Below are 14,629 nucleotides of genomic sequence, written 5' to 3' on the forward strand. Positions count from 1 at the left end.
GTCAGCCCGTGTCGAGCACGAGCCAGGCGCCGTGGTGCTCGTGCACGGCGTAGGGCAGGCCGCTGCGGCGTCCGGCCGCCTCGAGGTCTGCGGTCGTGAACGTCCGCACGTGGCCCCAGGTCTCGTCGGGGACGTCCTCGACGGGCACGGCCACCACGACCCGGCGCCGCGCCAGGCGCACGGCCTCGGCCAGCACCCGCTCGCCGTGCTCGGCGTCGAGGTGCTCGAGCAGGTGCACCGCCAGCACGGTGTCGGCGGTGGCGTCGGGGGCGGGGAATCGCGCGGCGTCGGCGGCGCAGGTGCCGAGCGTGGCGCCCAGGCGCGGCGCCACCGCGGCGAGCAGGCCCACGGTGCCCTCGCACAGGTCGGAGGCCAGGACGTCGTGGCCGGCCGCCGCGAGCCGCAGCGAGAGGAAGCCGAAGCAGCAGCCCAGCTCGAGCACCGACCCGGGGGCCACCTGCTGCTCGGCGAAGGCGTAGACCGGGGCGTAGCCGTCGATGGTGCCGTGGCCGCTGCTGCTGCCGCTCCCGCTCCCGGCCGGTGCGTCGCTGCCGGTCCCGCCCGCGGCCAGCGACTCCTCGATGCGGGCCAGCGTGGTGCGGTAGAAGCGGGTCCAGCAGTCCAGGGCGCTGCCGCCGGAGGTCAGCACGACGCCGGTCAGGAGCCGCTCGAAGAGCTCGGGGCCGCGCAGCCAGCCGGGGCTGAACAGCTCCGCGGCCAGCAGCCCGGCGAGGTCGTCGTCGACCAGCTCGGGGGGCACGACGTGGTCGACCTGCACCCGCTCGGGGCCCTGGACCACGTCGAAGTGGGGGGTGCGGACCATGTGCAGCGAGCGACGCGGGCGCGCCCCCGTCACGCGGCGGACCTCGACGAGGGTGTCGCGGTAGGCCCCGTCGCGCAGCGGGGCCAGGGGGTCGATGCGCTCGAGCTCGCCCCGCGTGGTGTGGTCCGCCGGGGTGCTCATGGCGCCGCGGCGGTGGACACCAGGTCGAGGCCGTGCAGGCTGCGCACGACCTGCACCCGGCTGCAGTGCTCGGCGTACAGGGGGAGGTCGCAGGAGCCGAGGCCCCAGGAGTAGCGCGGCTCGGGGGTCAGCCACACGGTCTCGCGGGCCCGGCGGCTGAGCTCCTCGAAGGCGCCGAGACCGGGGTCCTTGCCGTTGCCGCGGCCGTCGCCCAGCACGACGAGCGTCGTGCGGCGGGTGACGGCCGACCCGAACTGCTCGAGGAACTGCTCGAAGGTCGACCCGTAGTCGGAGTCGGCGTCGACGTCGAGGACCCCGCCGGCAGGCAGGCCCGACATCACCAGGCTGAGCGCGTCCTCGGTGCGGTGCTCGGCAAAGAGGTCGGTGATCTCGACGAGGTCCTTGACGAAGGCGAAGGTGCGCACCGACGAGGCCACCGACTGCAGGCCGTGCACCAGGTGGAGGGTGAAGCGGGCGGTGGAGCGCACCGACAGCGACACGTCGCACAGCACGAGCAGCCGGGGCCGGTCCTCGACCTTGCTGACCGTCACCGGCCGGAAGGGCACGCCGTCGTAGCGCATGTTGGCGCGCATCGTGCGGGCGCCGTCGACGACGCCGCGGGCGGCGGCCTTGCGGCGGGGCCGGGGTGCGCCGCGCAGGCTGCGCAGCAGCCGCCGCAGCGACTCCTCGAGGTCGGCGCGCTCGTGCTCCTCGACGCTCTCGGCCCGGGCCGCCGCGATCTCGCGCTCCTCGATGTCGTGCTCGAGCTCCATGAGCCGCTCGAGGTGCTGCTTGAGCCGTTCGGGGAGGCTGGCCAGGAAGGGCGCGAGCGCCTCGCGCAGCGCGGCGAGGCCCTCGCCGGCCGGGCCCTCGTCGTCGGGGTCGTCGGGCCCGTCGGGCATCGCCTCCTCCAGCCAGCCGAGCAGCATCATCTCCTCGGCCACCGTCAGCTCGGTGTCGAGCGTCATCCCGGGCCGGCGCACGAGGTCGCCGGGCGCCCCGGGGTTGTGCATGCGCTGGGTGGAGATCTGCACGCGGGCGGCCTCGCCGGCGCTGTCCTGGGTGTCGTTGGACAGCACGATCTCGTCGGTCAGGGCGGCGATGTCGATCTTGTTGGCCTCCTGGTGGAGGTTGTACTGCTGGGCCATGTCCTCGGGCTTGAAGAACTCCTTGATGTCGTCGGGCTTGCCGTGGGAGTGCCCGTCCTCCGGGGTGTCGCCGGGCTCCTCGGAGAGCGTGAACTGCTCGAGCTCGCCGTCGTCGGTGAGGTCGTCGTGGGCGTGGGAGTGCCCGTGGCCGGTCTCCTCCTCGACCACGGCCCGCAGCCCGAAGAAGCGGTCGAAGACCCGCTCGAAGGTCGGCAGGTCGCGCCGGTCCTTGACCAGGCTCACCGCCAGCGCGGAGCGCAGGACCTCGCGGTCCGACAGCACGCCGGGCTGGGCCACGGCGTGCATGGCGTCGATGGCCTCGGCGGTGCTGACGCGCACCCCGAGCAGCCGCAGCAGCCGGATGAACCGGTGGACCGCGCCCTCCACGGGATCAGACCGGACGCTTGCGGGCGCCGCGCGCCGCGAAGGAGCGCGCGCCCTGTCCGGCGGGCACCGCCTTGGCGGGCTTGCCCTCGCTGGAGGTCCGGCCGCCGCCGGCGTACGCCGCGTCGTGGCGCCCGGGACGGTCCTTGGCCGCACGCACGTCGCGACCGTCGGGCCCGTCGCCGGGGTCGCCGGGGCCGCCGGGGCCGCCGGCGCGGTCGTCCGCGTCGTGCCCGTGACCGTGACCGTGGCCGTGGCCGTGGTCGAGGTGGTCGGGCACGGTGGCGTTGGGGTCGACCAGGCCGGGCAGGGCCTTGCGGGCCTTGTCGAGGTCGCGCTCGTACTTCACGACCACGCTGAGGGTCGACGACAGCACGTCGGCGGTCAGCTCCTCCACGCCGAGCACCGCGAGGGTGCGGGCCCAGTCGATGGTCTCGGAGATGCTCGGCGACTTGCGGAGGTCGAGCTCGCGCAGCCCGCGCACGACGTCGACCAGGCGGACCGCGAGGGCCTCGGCCAGGCCGGTGTCCTTGGACCGGATGATCTCCAGCTCGCGGGTCGCCTCGGGGTAGTCGAGGAAGAGGTGCAGGCAGCGTCGCTTGAGGGCGGCCGACAGGTCGCGGGTGTTGTTGGAGGTCAGCACGACGTAGGGCAGGTGGGTGGCGCGCACGGTGCCGATCTCGGGGATGGAGATCTGGAACTCGCTGAGCAGCTCCAGCAGCACGGCCTCCAGCGCCTCGTCGGCGCGGTCGACCTCGTCGATGAGCAGCACCACGGGCTCCGCCGAGGTGATGGCCTCCAGCAGCGGCCGGGCGGCGAGGAAGCGCTCGGAGAAGAAGATGCTGTCCTGGTCGGCGATGCGCTCCACGGCCTCGGAGAGGGTGGCGGCGTCCTCGACGACCTGCCCGATCTTCTCGCGCAGGATCTGGGTGTAGAGCATCTGCTTGCCGTAGTCCCACTCGTAGAGGGCCTTGGTCTCGTCCTGTCCCTCGTAGCACTGCAGCCGGATCAGGCGCCGGCCGGTGACCTGGGCCAGGCTGGTGGCCAGCTGCGTCTTCCCGACGCCGGCCGGTCCCTCGAGCAGCACCGGCTTCTCCAGCCGCGAGAGCAGGAAGACGGTGGTGGCCAGCCGGTCGTCGGCGAGGTAGCCGGCGTCGCGGAAGCGCTCGCGGGTCTCGTCGACGTCGCGGAACTCGCTGTCGGACGGGGTGGTGGGTGCGTCGCTCACGCGCTGCTCCTGGGCTCTGGGGGTGGGCGGGGCCTGACCGGCGCGCGGCGGGCGTGGGAGCGCCCGCCGCGCGGCGGCGTCAGCTGAGCAGGTCGTCCAGGTCGCCGTTCATGCAGTGGTCGACCACGGGGCGCACCGTCTCGAAGGTGCACTCCTTGGCGTTGCCCGGGGTGCAGGCGTCGCCGAGGACGTGGTGGGTGATGCGGTCGACGTCGGCGGCGTCGCCGGTGATGACCCCGGCGTTCTCGTAGAACGCGGTCGGTCCCTCGCCGAGCCGGTTCTTGGAGTAGCTGTCCTTGGTGACGTCGGTGAACTTCTCGGTGATGCCCACGTCGCGCAGCAGCCGGATGGCGGCGGCGAGCGCGGCGTCGGCGGCCTGCGGCTTGGTCATGCCGTGGGTGTCGATGCCCATCGCCTCGGCGATGTCGGCGAAGCGGGCGTACTGCGCGGGCATGTTGAAGGCCCACACGCGCGGCAGCGCGATGGCGTTGTTGAGGCCGTGGTGGGTGTCGTAGAAGGCCGACACGGCGTGCGAGATGGAGTGGATGATCCCGAGGCCGCCGGAGTTGAAGGCCTGGGCGGCGATGTACTGGGCGTACATCATGCCCTCGCGGCCCTTGAGGTCCTGGCCGTTCCAGACCGCCTCGCGCAGGTTCTCCGAGGTCAGCTTGATCGCGCGGATCGCGTTGCCGAGCGACGGCTCGAAGTTCAGCCGCGAGACGTAGGGCTCGCTGGCGTGGGCGAGCACGTCGAAGCCGCACTGGGCGGTGTAGTCGACCGGGCAGTCGAAGTAGAGCACCGGGTCGTCGATGGCCAGGCTCGCCACCGAGGCGTCGTCGAAGGCGACGTACTTGTGCGGGTTGTCGGGGTCGGTCGTGGTGTCGGTGATGACGTAGGCCCACGAGGTCTCCGAGCCGGTGCCGGCCGTGGTCGAGACCGCGATGTGAGGCGGGTTCTTCGGGTTCTCGGACATGTTGAAGCCCTCGAACTCGTTGACGTTGCGCCCGTCGTGGGCCACCGAGACGCGCGCGCCCTTGCAGGCGTCGTGGGAGGAGCCGCCGCCGATGGAGACGAAGGAGTCGCACTCGTTCTGCTGGTAGAGCGCCACGGAGTCCATGACGTTGTAGTCCTTGGGGTTGGACTCGACCTTGTCGTACACGACGACCTCGAGGCCGTGGTACTTCATCGACTCCACGATCTTGTGCACGATGTCGGTGCCGCGCAGGCCCGACGTCATCACGAGGGTCTTGCGGAAGCCCATCTTGAGGGCCTCGGGGCCGATCATCTCGTGGGCGCCCGGACCCATGAGGGCACGGGGGAAGGGGTGGAACTCCTTGATGGGGAAGGGCTTGAGCAGCTCGTCGACTTGCATGTGGGACCTCCTGGTCGCGCTGGCTGGTGCTCGCCCTGCGGACGCTAGGAGCGCGGGGACCGCACCGACAGACGAGGACGCGGAAACACCCTGGCGGGGCAGTGGGGACCTGCCCGTCGGGACAGGTCGGCCACGGCCCGGGGAGGGGTGCGCCGGGACGCGACGGTGCCTAGCGTGAGCGGGTGCGGCCACCGACCGAGCCCCTCGCGACGCTCTCGCCGCGCACCCACGTCTGCGACGGCGGCCGCTCCCTGCTCGGGGTCGCTGGCGGGGTCGGCGGCGAGTCCGGCCTGGTGCGCCTCGACGACGCGGAGGCCGCCGCTGTCGCGGCCGGACCGGTCGGGGGCGAGCTCGCCCGCCGGCTCCTCGACGCCGACCTGGCCGACCCGCTGGTCACGCCGCGGCCGGTGGACGCCCGCGAGGTCAGCATGGTGGTGCCGGTGCGCGACGACGCGGTGCGACTGGGCCGGCTGCTCGCCGCGCTGCGCGAGGACCTCCCACCCGGGGTGGAGGTCGTGGTCGTCGACGACGCCTCGCGCGCCCGGGGCGAGGTCGCGGCGGTGGTGCTCGCCCACGGCGCGCGACTGGTGGCGCACCGGCGCAACCGCGGCCCCGCCGCAGCCCGTGACAGCGGCCTGCGGGAGGTGACCACGCCCTTCGTCGCGTTCGTCGACGTCGACGTCGTGCCGGAGCCGGGCTGGCTCGAGCGACTGCTGCCGCACCTGGACGACCCGTCGCTGGCCGTGGTCGCGCCGCGGGTGCTGGGGCCCGCCGCGCGCCCCGGCGACGGCGCGGTCGCCCGCTACGAGCAGGCGCGCTCCTCCCTCGACCTGGGCCCGGCGCCGGCGGCGGTGCGCGCGGGCGGCCGAGTCTCCTACCTCCCCGGCGCCTGCCTCCTGGCCCGCACCGCGGCGCTGGGCGACGGCTTCGACCCCCGGCTGCGCTGCGGCGAGGACGTCGACCTGGTGCGCCGCCTGCTCGCCGCGGGCTGGCGGGTGCGCTACGAGCCCGGCGCCCACGTGCGTCACGAGCACCGGACCGGCGTGGCGGCCTGGGCCGGGCGCAAGGCCTTCTACGGCACCTCCGCGGCTCCGCTGGCCGCCCGCCACCCGCAGGCGGCGGCCTCGCTGGTGTTGCGGCCGTGGACCGTCGCGCTGCTGGGCGGGCTCGTGGGCGCGCCCCTGCTCGGGCGGCGGGCGCTGGCGGTGACCGGCGCCGCGGCGGGCCTCGCGCTCGTCGGGCGCACCCGCGGCCTGCGGCGCGACGGGTCGCCCCGCCCGGTGCGGGCGGCCGCGGTCGTGGTGCTCGAGGAGGCGTTGGCGGCGCTGCGGGGGAGCGGGTCGGTGCTGCTGCGCGAGCAGTGGCCCACGGCCCTGCTCGCCGCGGTCGTCTCGCGACGGGCCCGGCGTACGGTCGTGGTGGTGGGGGTGCTCGACGCCGTCGCCGACCACCGCCGCACCGGTCCACGCCTCGGCCGGCTCCCGTACGCCGCCCTGCGCCGACTCGACGACGTGGCCTACGGGGCCGGTGTGTGGGCCGGTGCCCTGCGGGAGGGCTCGGTGCGCGCGTTGGTGCCCGTGCGGGTCAGTCGACCGCGGCGCCCGACCGGTCGGGGCGGGGCCGCACCCCGTTGGTGACGGGGTCGAGCTGGGGCTCCAGGCGCAGCACGGCCAGGGCGCCGCACAGCAGGCACCCGACCACGAGCAGCCCGATGTAGACCTCGCCCAGCGCGTGGCCGATGAGGAAGCCGGAGACCGGCGGGGCGATGACGGCGGCGGCCTGGAAGGAGGCCGAGCTGAGGGCGTTGTAGCGACCCCGCAGGTGGTCGGGGGCCAGGTCGTTGACGAGTGCGGGGATCGTCGGCTGCAGCAGGGTCTCGCCGAGGGCGAAGACGGAGGCGCAGGCGGCGACGAGCACGGTGGCCGCGACGGTGCCGGCGACCAGCCCGGTGGCGCCGAGGCAGAGCCAGGCCAGCGACCAGATCACCGCCATCACCGCCATGACCCGGGTGCGCCGCAGGCCCTCGATGCGCTGGAGCACGAACAGCTGGAGCACCACGATGACCAGGGTGTTGGCGCCGAAGGCCAGGCCCAGCCCCTGGGTCGAGACCTCGCCGACGGCGCGGGCGTAGGCCGGCATCCCGGCGTTGAGCTGGGAGTAGCCGACGAAGGACGACACGAAGCCCAGCACCATGAGCGAGGCCACGGCGGGCCGGCGCAGGACCACGAGGTAGCCGACCGACGGCCCGGTGGTCGCGGTGTCGTGGTCAGGCCGCCCGGCCACGTGGCGCAGCGGGCCGAGGAGCAGGACGATCGCGGGCAGGTAGCTCGCGGCGTCGCCGAGGTAGATGGCCTGGAAGGTCGAGACCTGCTCGACGTCGACCAGCACCCCGCCGAGGATCCCGCCGATCCCGATGCCGAGGTTGAGCAGGGTGAAGTTGACGCCGAAGTAGCGCTGGCGCAGCGCGGCCGGCACGACGGCGGCGATGAAGCTCTGGGAGGCCGGCCAAGAGACGCCGAAGGCGACGCCGTTCAGCGTCAGCGCCACCCCCGCCAGCAGCATGGTCGAGGCGAAGGCGAGCAGGGCGTTGCCGGCGACCAGCAGGAGCAGCGAGGCGAGCAGCACCCGCCGGGCCCCGATGCGGTCGATGAGGGCTCCGCCGGGGCCGACGATGAGGAAGCCGATCAGCGGGGGCACCGCGAGCAGCAGGCCGACGTCGGCGAGGGCGAAGCCGCGGACCTCGTTGAGGTAGACGACCTGGAAGGGCAGCACCAGACCGGTGCCGAAGAACTCCAGGACCACCACCGACAGCAGCAGCCGCCCTTCCCGGGGCAGGTCGTGCCAGAAGGACGCGAGGGTCGGGCGGTCGGTCGTGCCGGTGCTGCCGGGGGTGCTGGTGCTCATCTCCGGCGCAGTCTCGCACCTGCGCCGGAGACGGCGGAATCGACCGCGGTCAGCCCTTGCGGTTGACCTTCACCTCGCGCTTGACACGGCGTCGCAGCTGCAGGATGCGCATGCTGCCGACGATGCCGGCCAGCAGCATGCCCGCGGCGGCGGCGATGAGCAGGGCGGCGGCCTGGGGCAGCTCGGCCTCCCAGGGCAGGAAGGCCACGGTGACCCGCTCGGTGTTCTGCATGATGAAGACCACCAGCAGCACCAGCACCACGATCGAGGCGATGACGGCGACCCAGAGGCCGCTGGTGCGTGAGCCGCGCAGCGGGTCCTCGTGGCGACTCGAGCCGGTGTCGGTCGGGGTGGGTGTGGGGTCGGTGCCGGGGCCGCCGTGGTCGCCCGCGGTGGGCTCGTGGGACTGGGTGCTCATCGGTCGTCTCCTGGTGGTGGGGAAGGGGGTCAGGCCGTGGCCCGGGCCAGCGCCTCGAACTCGGTGTCGCTCAGCTCGATCCCGGCCGCCGCGGTGTTGGACTCGAGGTGGTCCAGGCTCTTCGTGCCCGGGATCGGCAGCATGACAGGGGAGCGGCGCAGCAGCCAGGCCAGCGCGAGCTGCGAGGGCGTGGCGTCGTGCTCGCGGCTCGCCGCCGCCAGCGGTCCGTCGTCCTTCGACAGCGCGCCGGTGGCGAGGGGGAACCACGGGATGAAGCCGATCCCCTCCGCCTCGCAGTAGTCCACGAGCTCCTCGGCGCTGCGGTCGGCGAGGTTGTAGAGGTTCTGCACGGTGGCGATGGTCGCGACCTCGCGGGCGGCCCGGGTCTGCTCGACGCTGACCTCGGAGAGCCCGATGTGGCGGATCTTGCCCTCCTGCTGCAGCGCGGCCAGCTCCCCGACCTGGTCCTCCAGCGCGACCTCGGGGTCGATGCGGTGCAGCTGGAAGAGGTCGATGCGCTCGAGGCCGAGGCGGCGCAGGCTCAGCTCGCACTGCTGGCGCAGGTAGGACGGGCGTCCGACCGGGATCCACTGGCCGGGACCGGTGCGGGTCAGGCCGGCCTTGGTGGCGACGACGACGTCGTCGGCGTAGGGGTGCAGCGCCTCGCGGAGCAGGTCCTCGGCGACCTCGGGGCCGTAGGAGTCGGCGGTGTCGAAGAGGGTGACGCCGAGCTCGACGGCGCGACGGAGCACGGCGATCGCGCCGTCGTGGTCCTCGGGCGGCCCCCAGACGCCCTCGCCCGTGAGCTGCATCGTGCCGTAGCCCAGACGGGTCACGGGCAGGTCGCCGCCGATGCGGAAGGTGTCGCTCGTGCCGGTCACGTCAGGCCTCCTGCTCGGTGCGGTCGCCCGCCCACGTGGTGTGGAAGGAGCCGTCGCGGTCGACCCGCTGGTAGGTGTGGGCGCCGAAGTTGTCGCGCAGGCCCTGGATGAGCGCGGCGGGCAGGCGGCCGCGCCGCAGCCCGTCGAAGTAGGACAGCGAGGAGGCGAAGGCCGGGATCGGCACGCCGGCCTGCGCCGCGGTGGCCACCACGTCGCGCCAGGCGTCGACGCCGTCCTTGACCGCGTCGGCGAAGTAGGGCGTGGTCAGCAGCGTGGTGAGGTCGGGCTCCTCGGCGTAGGCCTCCTTGATGCGGTCCAGGAACTGTGCCCGGATGATGCAGCCGCCGCGCCAGATGGTGGCGATGCTGCCGAGGTCGATGTCCCAGCCGTGCTCCTCCGCGCCGGCCGCGATCTGGTCGAAGCCCTGCGCGTAGGCCACGACCTTGGAGGCGTAGAGCGCCGCGCGCACTTGGTCGACGAAGACGTCGCGGTCGACCTCGACGGTGTGCTCCTCGGAGGTGGTGGAGAACATCTCGCGGGCCGCGGCGCGCTGCTCGGCGTGGCCCGAGAGGCTGCGGGCGAAGGTCGCCTCCGCGATGCCGGTGATCGGCACGCCGAGGTCGAGGGCGCTCTGCACGGTCCAGCGGCCGGTGCCCTTCTGCTCGGCCTGGTCGAGCACGACGTCGACGAAGGGCTTGCCCGTCTCGGCGTCGGTGTGGCGCAGGACGTCGGCGGTCATCTCGATGAGGAAGGACTCGAGGTCGCCGCGGTTCCACTCGTCGAAGACGTCGGCGATCTCGGCGGGCTCGAGGCCGCCGACGGTGCGCAGCAGGTCGAAGGACTCCGCGATCAGCTGCATGTCGGCGTACTCGATGCCGTTGTGCACCATCTTGACGAAGTGCCCGGCGCCGTCGGGACCGACGTGGGTGCTGCACGGGGTGCCGTCGACGACCGCGGCGATCGACTCCATCACGGGGCCGAGGTTCTCGTAGGCGTGCTCGGAGCCGCCCACCATGATCGAGGGCCCGTTGAGGGCGCCCTCCTCGCCGCCCGAGACGCCCATGCCCACGAAGTGCAGGCCCTTTTCCTCGAGGGCCTGCTGGCGGCGCAGGGTGTCGGTGAAGTGCGCGTTGCCGGCGTCGACGACGATGTCGCCCTCGTCGAGCAGCGGCACCAGCTCGTCGATGACGGCGTCGGTCGGCTCGCCGGCCTTCACCATCACCAGGATGGTGCGGGGCTGCTGGATCGAGGCGACGAAGTCCTCGAGGCTCTCCGAGCCCACCAGCTCGCCGCCGCCCTCGCGGGCCTCGTCGGAGAACTCCTCGACGAGCGCGGTCATCTTGGCGGCGGTGCGGTTGTGCACGGCGATGGTGTGCCCGTTGCGGGCGATGTTGCGGGCCAGGTTGCGGCCCATGACAGCGAGGCCGGTCAGGCCGATGGTGGCGGTGGCGTCCATGGTTCGACACAACCACGGGTGGGGGGCCGCTGTTCCGCCCAAGGGGGTGAGTGGGCGCGGTCAGAACACGTTGAGCGGGCGGAACTGCACCGAGACCCGCGGCCCGGCCGAGGCGACCTTCGGCACGGCGTGCTCCCAGGTGCGCTGGCAGGAGCCGCCCATGACGAGCAGGTCCCCGTGGCCCATCTCGAAGGACAGCGAGGCCCCGCCGCCGCGGGGGCGCAGCGCCAGGCCTCGCGGGTCGCCGAGGGAGACGATCGCGACCATCGTGTCCTGCGTCGAGCCACGACCGATGGTGTCGCCGTGCCAGGCCACGCTGTCGCGCCCGTCGCGGTAGTAGCAGCAGCCGGCGGTGCGGAAGGGCTCACCGAGCTCGTCGGCGTAGTGCGCGCTCAGTGCGTCGCGGGCCTGGGCGAGCCGCGGGTGGGGCAGGGCGTCGCCGACGAGGTAGGTGTGCACGAGCCGCGGCACGTCGACGAGGCGGTCGTACATCTGGCGTCGCTCGGCGCGCCACGGCACGTCGGCGACCAGGGTGGCGAGCACGTCGTCGGGCTCGGGGAGCCACGTGCGGTGCACGTCGACCCACGCGCCGTGCGACAGCGGGTGGCGCTCGAGGGCGCTCAGGTCACCGACCTGCGCACCCGGCGCCTCGAAGAGCGACGACTGGAAGTCCACGGGGTCATCCTAGACCGATCGGTCGAACGCGTGTTCGACCAGCCGGCCGGCGTGCCGCCGGTCAGACGGCCTTGTTCAGCAGCGTGCGGGTGATCTGCTCGACGGTCTCGTCGGCGAGGGCGTCGAGCTTGCCGCGCAGCACGACGGGTGCCACCAGGTTGAGCAGGAAGCCGAAGTCGAAGTCGGCCCGGTAGTGGATGCGGGTCGCGCTGCCGTCGGCGTCGGGGGAGAAGCTCAGCGTGTCGGTGGCGGTCGCGGACTTGTTGGTGCCGCGGAACTGCACGCGGGAGGGCCGCTCGAAGGCCGTCGTCTCGTAGGTCAGGTCGACCGTGCGGCCCATGAACTGCGAGGTGTTGGCGTACGTCGTGCCGACGCCGCCGTCGCCGGAGGTGCGGGTGGTGGTGACGGTGCCGGGGTCCCACTCGGTGGTGTGCGCGAAGTCGCTGAGGTAGTCGAAGACGGCCTCGGCGGGCCGCGGGACGGTGAAGGTGCGCTCGACGTGCATGGGTCGAGGGTAGGGAGGGGGGCGCGGCGCAGGCTCACCCCTGGGGCGCCCGAGGTTGCGCATTCGCCGGACAGGGTGCCGCGCGCCTCCCTAATCTGGGGGGCGTGGAAGACGTTCTGGCGCCGGACGGGCGTGGCCTCAAGCACGTCGCGGTGCGCGAGTACGTCCGCTCGCTGGTCACCGGCAGCGCGCCCGGGTCGCCCGCTCCCTCCGAGCGCGAGCTCGTGCACCAGTTCGGCGTCGCCCGCATGACGGTGCGCCAGGCCATGGACGCGCTCGTGGTCGAGGGGCTGCTCGAGCGCATCCCCGGGCGGGGCACCTTCGTCGCCCGCCCGCGGCGTGCGGCCAGCCGGATCACCGGCTACACCGAGGAGATGTCGCGGCGCGGGCTGCTGGCCGAGTCGCAGACCCTCCTCGCGCGTCGTGAGCAGGCCGGCCCCGGCGTGGCCCGTGCGCTGAGCCTGACCGAGGGCGACGCCGTCATCCACTGGCGGCGACTGCGCCGCGCCGACGGCACGCCGATGTGCCTCGAGGACGCCTACCTCAACGAGGTCCTCCTGCCCGGCTTCCTCCAGAGCGGCATGCCGACCAGCCTCTACGACGCCCTCGACGGCCGCGGCCTGCGCCCGACCTGGGCCGAGGACTCCATCACCGCCGACCGGGCGACGCCCGAGGAGGCGACCCTCCTGGAGGTCGACGAGGGCGCGTCCGTGCTGCGCCACTCACGACGCGCGCTGGCCGGCGACAAGGTCGTCGAGGTCTCGCGCACCGTCTACCGCGCCGACCGCTTCACGCTCTGGGTCCAGCTCGGCCACGACGTCTGAGGGCCACGACTCCGGGGAGGGGTCGGCTCAGAAGGGGCGCCACTCACCGAGGCGGCCCAGGTCGGCGACCGTCTGGCCGGTCTCCTCGCACACCCAGTGCGGGTCGGGGCCCCCGAGGTCGGGCTGGATGTAGAGCGAGTGCTCCGGCGCGTCGGGACAGCCGACGCACAGGGGCCAGCGACCGGTGCTCTCGAAGAGCGCGTCCTGCACGTCCTGGGCGACCAGGCCGGCGACGTACTGCGCCCCCTCGGGCCACTGCCCCGCCCACCAGGAGCGCGCCGAGACGGCGTCCTCCAGCGCCGAGACAGCGGGTGGCGTGGCGTGGTCGCGGGCCCGGAGGTCGGCCAGCACCCGCGCCCGGGCGTCGAAGAGCAGCGCGTTGTCCACAGCCCCATCATGCTCCCGTTTCAAAGCCCGCCCCGGCCGGGCACCTGGAGGGAGCCGGTGCACGGTGCGTCGGCGGGGAGCGGGAGGTGGGTCATGACGGGTGGACCGGAGATCACGAGCTGGGCCGAGACGTGGCGGGTGCCACGCCACCTCGCGGTGCTGGCCGAGCAGGAGCGCGAGGTGAGCGACTACGCCCGGGAGTGGGTGGCGCGACGCGACGGCTTCGAGCCGAGCCCGGTGTGCGTGCTGCGGCCCCTGGCCGGGGCCATGGACCTCGTGTCGGCCGCCTTCGACGCGCTCGACCGGCGCTTCGCGGCGGTCTGGGCCGACGTGGTCGACGACGTGGAGTCGGCCCTCGCCGGGCTCGAGGGCGCCGACCTCGACGCGTCGGCGTCGGCCGCGCTCCTGCACCGCGACGTGGCGGGAGCGGGGGCGTGAGCGGCCCGGTGCTGCTCGACCCGGTGCTCCTCGCGCCCGAGGAGGGCGACCCGCAGCGCCGCCACGACGCCACCTTCGAGTCGTGGGACACCGCCTTCTCGGCCCTGCGCGACACGATCAACCTGGGGGTGCGCGCCCTCAACGGCGTGGGCGCGGGGCTGCCCGAGCTGCCCGGCGGCAGCCTCGAGGAGCTGGTCGTGCTGCCGTTGAGCGGCGACTACACCGCGATCCGGCAGAACGCGACGGCCTGCGTGACGACCGGGGCGGCGTGGGCCGCCTGGGCCGGCAACCTCGACCGTCTCGCCGTGCACGTCGCGCTCGGGTGGGGCGGGCTGGCCGGGGCCGCGTGCGCGGCACGGATCGAGGGGCTCGCCCTCGCCGGACGCGCGGTGGGCGCCGTGGTCGAGCGCGGCGCGATCGTGCTGGAGGAGGTGGCCGACGTCTCCGAGCGGCTCGGGGTCGAGGTCGAGCACCTCGTCGTCGAGCTCGGCAAGGCCATGGCGCGGCTGGTGCGCAGGCTGCTGAGCCGCGCCTGCGGACCGGCCGGGTGGGCCGCCCTGGCCGCCGAGGTGACGATGAAGGGGCTCGACGCGATCGCCGACCTCGTCGACGACGTCCGGCTCGTGGTCGACCTGCTCCAGCGGCTGCTGGAGCTCAAGGAGACGGTGCCGGTGTGGGCCCGCCACGTGGGCGACCGGCTCGCGCTGCTCGCCTCCCTGCCCGACCTGGTGCCGTGAGCGGCTCGGAGGCCGACCGGCTCCTCGCCGCCGCGCTGGAGCGGTCGGGCCGCACCCTGCGGCGCGCCGCCGAGCTCGACCGCGGTGTGCCGCGGCCGGTGCTCGGCGCGCTGGAGCGCGCTGCGCGCGGCGGGACGCTCGCCCAGCGGCGCCACGCCGCCTCGGTCGACCGCGGTGAGACCACGTGGGAGGCGCTGTGGCGCGACCCCTGGAGCCTCGGCGCGGGCGAGGGCGTCGACCTCGTGCGCGCCGCGGTGGTCGAGACCGGGCGGGGCGCGTTGGCCCCACCCGTCCGGGGGTCCTAGGGT

16 protein-coding genes are annotated in these 14,629 nt (G+C 73.9%); 5 read left to right on the forward strand and 11 right to left on the reverse strand.

Going from position 1 to position 14,629, the window contains the following annotated elements; all coding sequences use genetic code 11:
- Position 1: 1 nt before the first annotated feature.
- The 4 genes from mftM to mdo form a co-directional block, all read right to left on the reverse strand.
- Entirely contained in the window at positions 2–964 is a 963-nt protein-coding gene (mftM, locus tag M3673_RS18480; RefSeq protein ID WP_251535496.1) for a mycofactocin oligosaccharide methyltransferase MftM, read from the reverse strand.
- On the reverse strand, positions 961–2,499 hold the full coding sequence (locus M3673_RS18485; protein WP_056865850.1) for a VWA domain-containing protein: 1,539 nt from the start codon (positions 2,497–2,499) through the stop codon (positions 961–963). Before M3673_RS18485 ends, mftM begins: the two co-directional genes overlap by 4 nt.
- 4 nt (positions 2,500–2,503) lie before the next feature.
- Positions 2,504–3,724, reverse strand: coding sequence for a MoxR family ATPase (locus M3673_RS18490; RefSeq protein ID WP_082503007.1), 1,221 nt, complete (start codon positions 3,722–3,724; stop codon positions 2,504–2,506).
- Positions 3,725–3,803: 79 nt separating this feature from the next.
- Entirely contained in the window at positions 3,804–5,096 is a 1,293-nt protein-coding gene (mdo, locus tag M3673_RS18495; protein ID WP_251535498.1) for an NDMA-dependent methanol dehydrogenase, read from the reverse strand.
- A 182-nt stretch (positions 5,097–5,278) separates the two neighbouring features.
- Between mdo and mftF the strand changes: the two genes are divergently transcribed.
- On the forward strand, positions 5,279–6,733 hold the full coding sequence (mftF, locus tag M3673_RS18500) for a mycofactocin biosynthesis glycosyltransferase MftF (RefSeq protein ID WP_251535500.1): 1,455 nt from the start codon (positions 5,279–5,281) through the stop codon (positions 6,731–6,733).
- Here mftF and M3673_RS18505 read toward each other — a convergent pair.
- The 6 genes from M3673_RS18505 to M3673_RS18530 all read right to left on the reverse strand — a co-directional run bounded on the left by M3673_RS18505 (position 6,681) and on the right by M3673_RS18530 (position 11,935).
- On the reverse strand, positions 6,681–8,000 hold the full coding sequence (locus M3673_RS18505; RefSeq protein ID WP_251535502.1) for an MFS transporter: 1,320 nt from the start codon (positions 7,998–8,000) through the stop codon (positions 6,681–6,683). The two genes, mftF and M3673_RS18505, sit on opposite strands and share 53 nt — an antisense overlap.
- 49 nt (positions 8,001–8,049) lie before the next feature.
- Positions 8,050–8,418, reverse strand: coding sequence for a lipopolysaccharide assembly protein LapA domain-containing protein (locus M3673_RS18510; protein ID WP_251535504.1), 369 nt, complete (start codon positions 8,416–8,418; stop codon positions 8,050–8,052).
- A 29-nt stretch (positions 8,419–8,447) separates the two neighbouring features.
- Positions 8,448–9,299: an aldo/keto reductase gene (locus M3673_RS18515; RefSeq protein ID WP_251535506.1), complete on the reverse strand. Its 852-nt coding sequence runs from the start codon at positions 9,297–9,299 to the stop codon at positions 8,448–8,450.
- Position 9,300: 1 nt separating this feature from the next.
- On the reverse strand, positions 9,301–10,755 hold the full coding sequence (gndA, locus tag M3673_RS18520; RefSeq protein ID WP_056903474.1) for an NADP-dependent phosphogluconate dehydrogenase: 1,455 nt from the start codon (positions 10,753–10,755) through the stop codon (positions 9,301–9,303).
- Between the two features lie 60 nt (positions 10,756–10,815).
- Positions 10,816–11,430, reverse strand: coding sequence for an alpha-ketoglutarate-dependent dioxygenase AlkB (locus M3673_RS18525; RefSeq protein WP_251535508.1), 615 nt, complete (start codon positions 11,428–11,430; stop codon positions 10,816–10,818).
- Positions 11,431–11,491: 61 nt separating this feature from the next.
- A complete protein-coding gene (locus tag M3673_RS18530) occupies positions 11,492–11,935 on the reverse strand; it encodes an SRPBCC family protein (protein ID WP_251535510.1) in 444 nt (147 codons plus the stop codon).
- A 104-nt stretch (positions 11,936–12,039) separates the two neighbouring features.
- On the opposite strand from M3673_RS18530, the gene M3673_RS18535 reads away from it, so the two are divergent.
- The gene (locus M3673_RS18535; protein WP_251535512.1) at positions 12,040–12,759 is read left to right on the forward strand and encodes a GntR family transcriptional regulator; all 720 of its coding nucleotides are present in this window, start codon (positions 12,040–12,042) and stop codon (positions 12,757–12,759) included.
- Between the two features lie 27 nt (positions 12,760–12,786).
- On the opposite strand, the gene M3673_RS18540 is transcribed toward M3673_RS18535, so the two are convergent.
- Positions 12,787–13,146, reverse strand: a complete 360-nt coding sequence (locus M3673_RS18540; protein WP_228942242.1) for a hypothetical protein — start codon at positions 13,144–13,146, stop codon at positions 12,787–12,789.
- Positions 13,147–13,239: 93 nt separating this feature from the next.
- Between M3673_RS18540 and M3673_RS18545 the strand changes: the two genes are divergently transcribed.
- From M3673_RS18545 to M3673_RS18555, 3 genes are read left to right on the forward strand one after another with little or no spacing between them, the layout of a single operon-like run.
- Positions 13,240–13,584 carry a hypothetical protein gene (locus M3673_RS18545; protein ID WP_251535514.1) on the forward strand — a complete coding sequence of 115 codons (345 nt, stop codon included), beginning with the start codon at positions 13,240–13,242 and terminating at the stop codon, positions 13,582–13,584.
- Positions 13,581–14,321 carry a hypothetical protein gene (locus M3673_RS18550; protein ID WP_251535516.1) on the forward strand — a complete coding sequence of 247 codons (741 nt, stop codon included), beginning with the start codon at positions 13,581–13,583 and terminating at the stop codon, positions 14,319–14,321. The genes M3673_RS18545 and M3673_RS18550 overlap by 4 nt, the downstream gene beginning before the upstream one ends.
- Entirely contained in the window at positions 14,318–14,626 is a 309-nt protein-coding gene (locus tag M3673_RS18555) for a hypothetical protein (protein WP_056903478.1), read from the forward strand. The genes M3673_RS18550 and M3673_RS18555 overlap by 4 nt, the downstream gene beginning before the upstream one ends.
- The last annotated feature ends 3 nt before the right edge of the window (positions 14,627–14,629 follow it).

The sequence above is a fragment of the Nocardioides sp. P86 genome (assembly GCF_023712465.1).
GTDB lineage: Bacteria > Actinomycetota > Actinomycetes > Propionibacteriales > Nocardioidaceae > Nocardioides > Nocardioides kribbensis.

Excerpts from the sequence above, each read along its gene's own strand:
- mftM (WP_251535496.1), bottom strand. The coding sequence starts at position 964 with ATGAGCACCCCGGCGGACCACACCACGCGGGGCGAGCTCGAGCGCATC.
- mdo (WP_251535498.1), bottom strand. The coding sequence starts at position 5,096 with ATGCAAGTCGACGAGCTGCTCAAGCCCTTCCCCATCAAGGAGTTCCAC.
- M3673_RS18505 (WP_251535502.1), bottom strand. The coding sequence starts at position 8,000 with ATGAGCACCAGCACCCCCGGCAGCACCGGCACGACCGACCGCCCGACC.
- M3673_RS18510 (WP_251535504.1), bottom strand. The coding sequence starts at position 8,418 with ATGAGCACCCAGTCCCACGAGCCCACCGCGGGCGACCACGGCGGCCCC.
- gndA (WP_056903474.1), bottom strand. The coding sequence starts at position 10,755 with ATGGACGCCACCGCCACCATCGGCCTGACCGGCCTCGCTGTCATGGGC.
- M3673_RS18530 (WP_251535510.1), bottom strand. The coding sequence starts at position 11,935 with ATGCACGTCGAGCGCACCTTCACCGTCCCGCGGCCCGCCGAGGCCGTC.
- M3673_RS18545 (WP_251535514.1), top strand. The coding sequence starts at position 13,240 with ATGACGGGTGGACCGGAGATCACGAGCTGGGCCGAGACGTGGCGGGTG.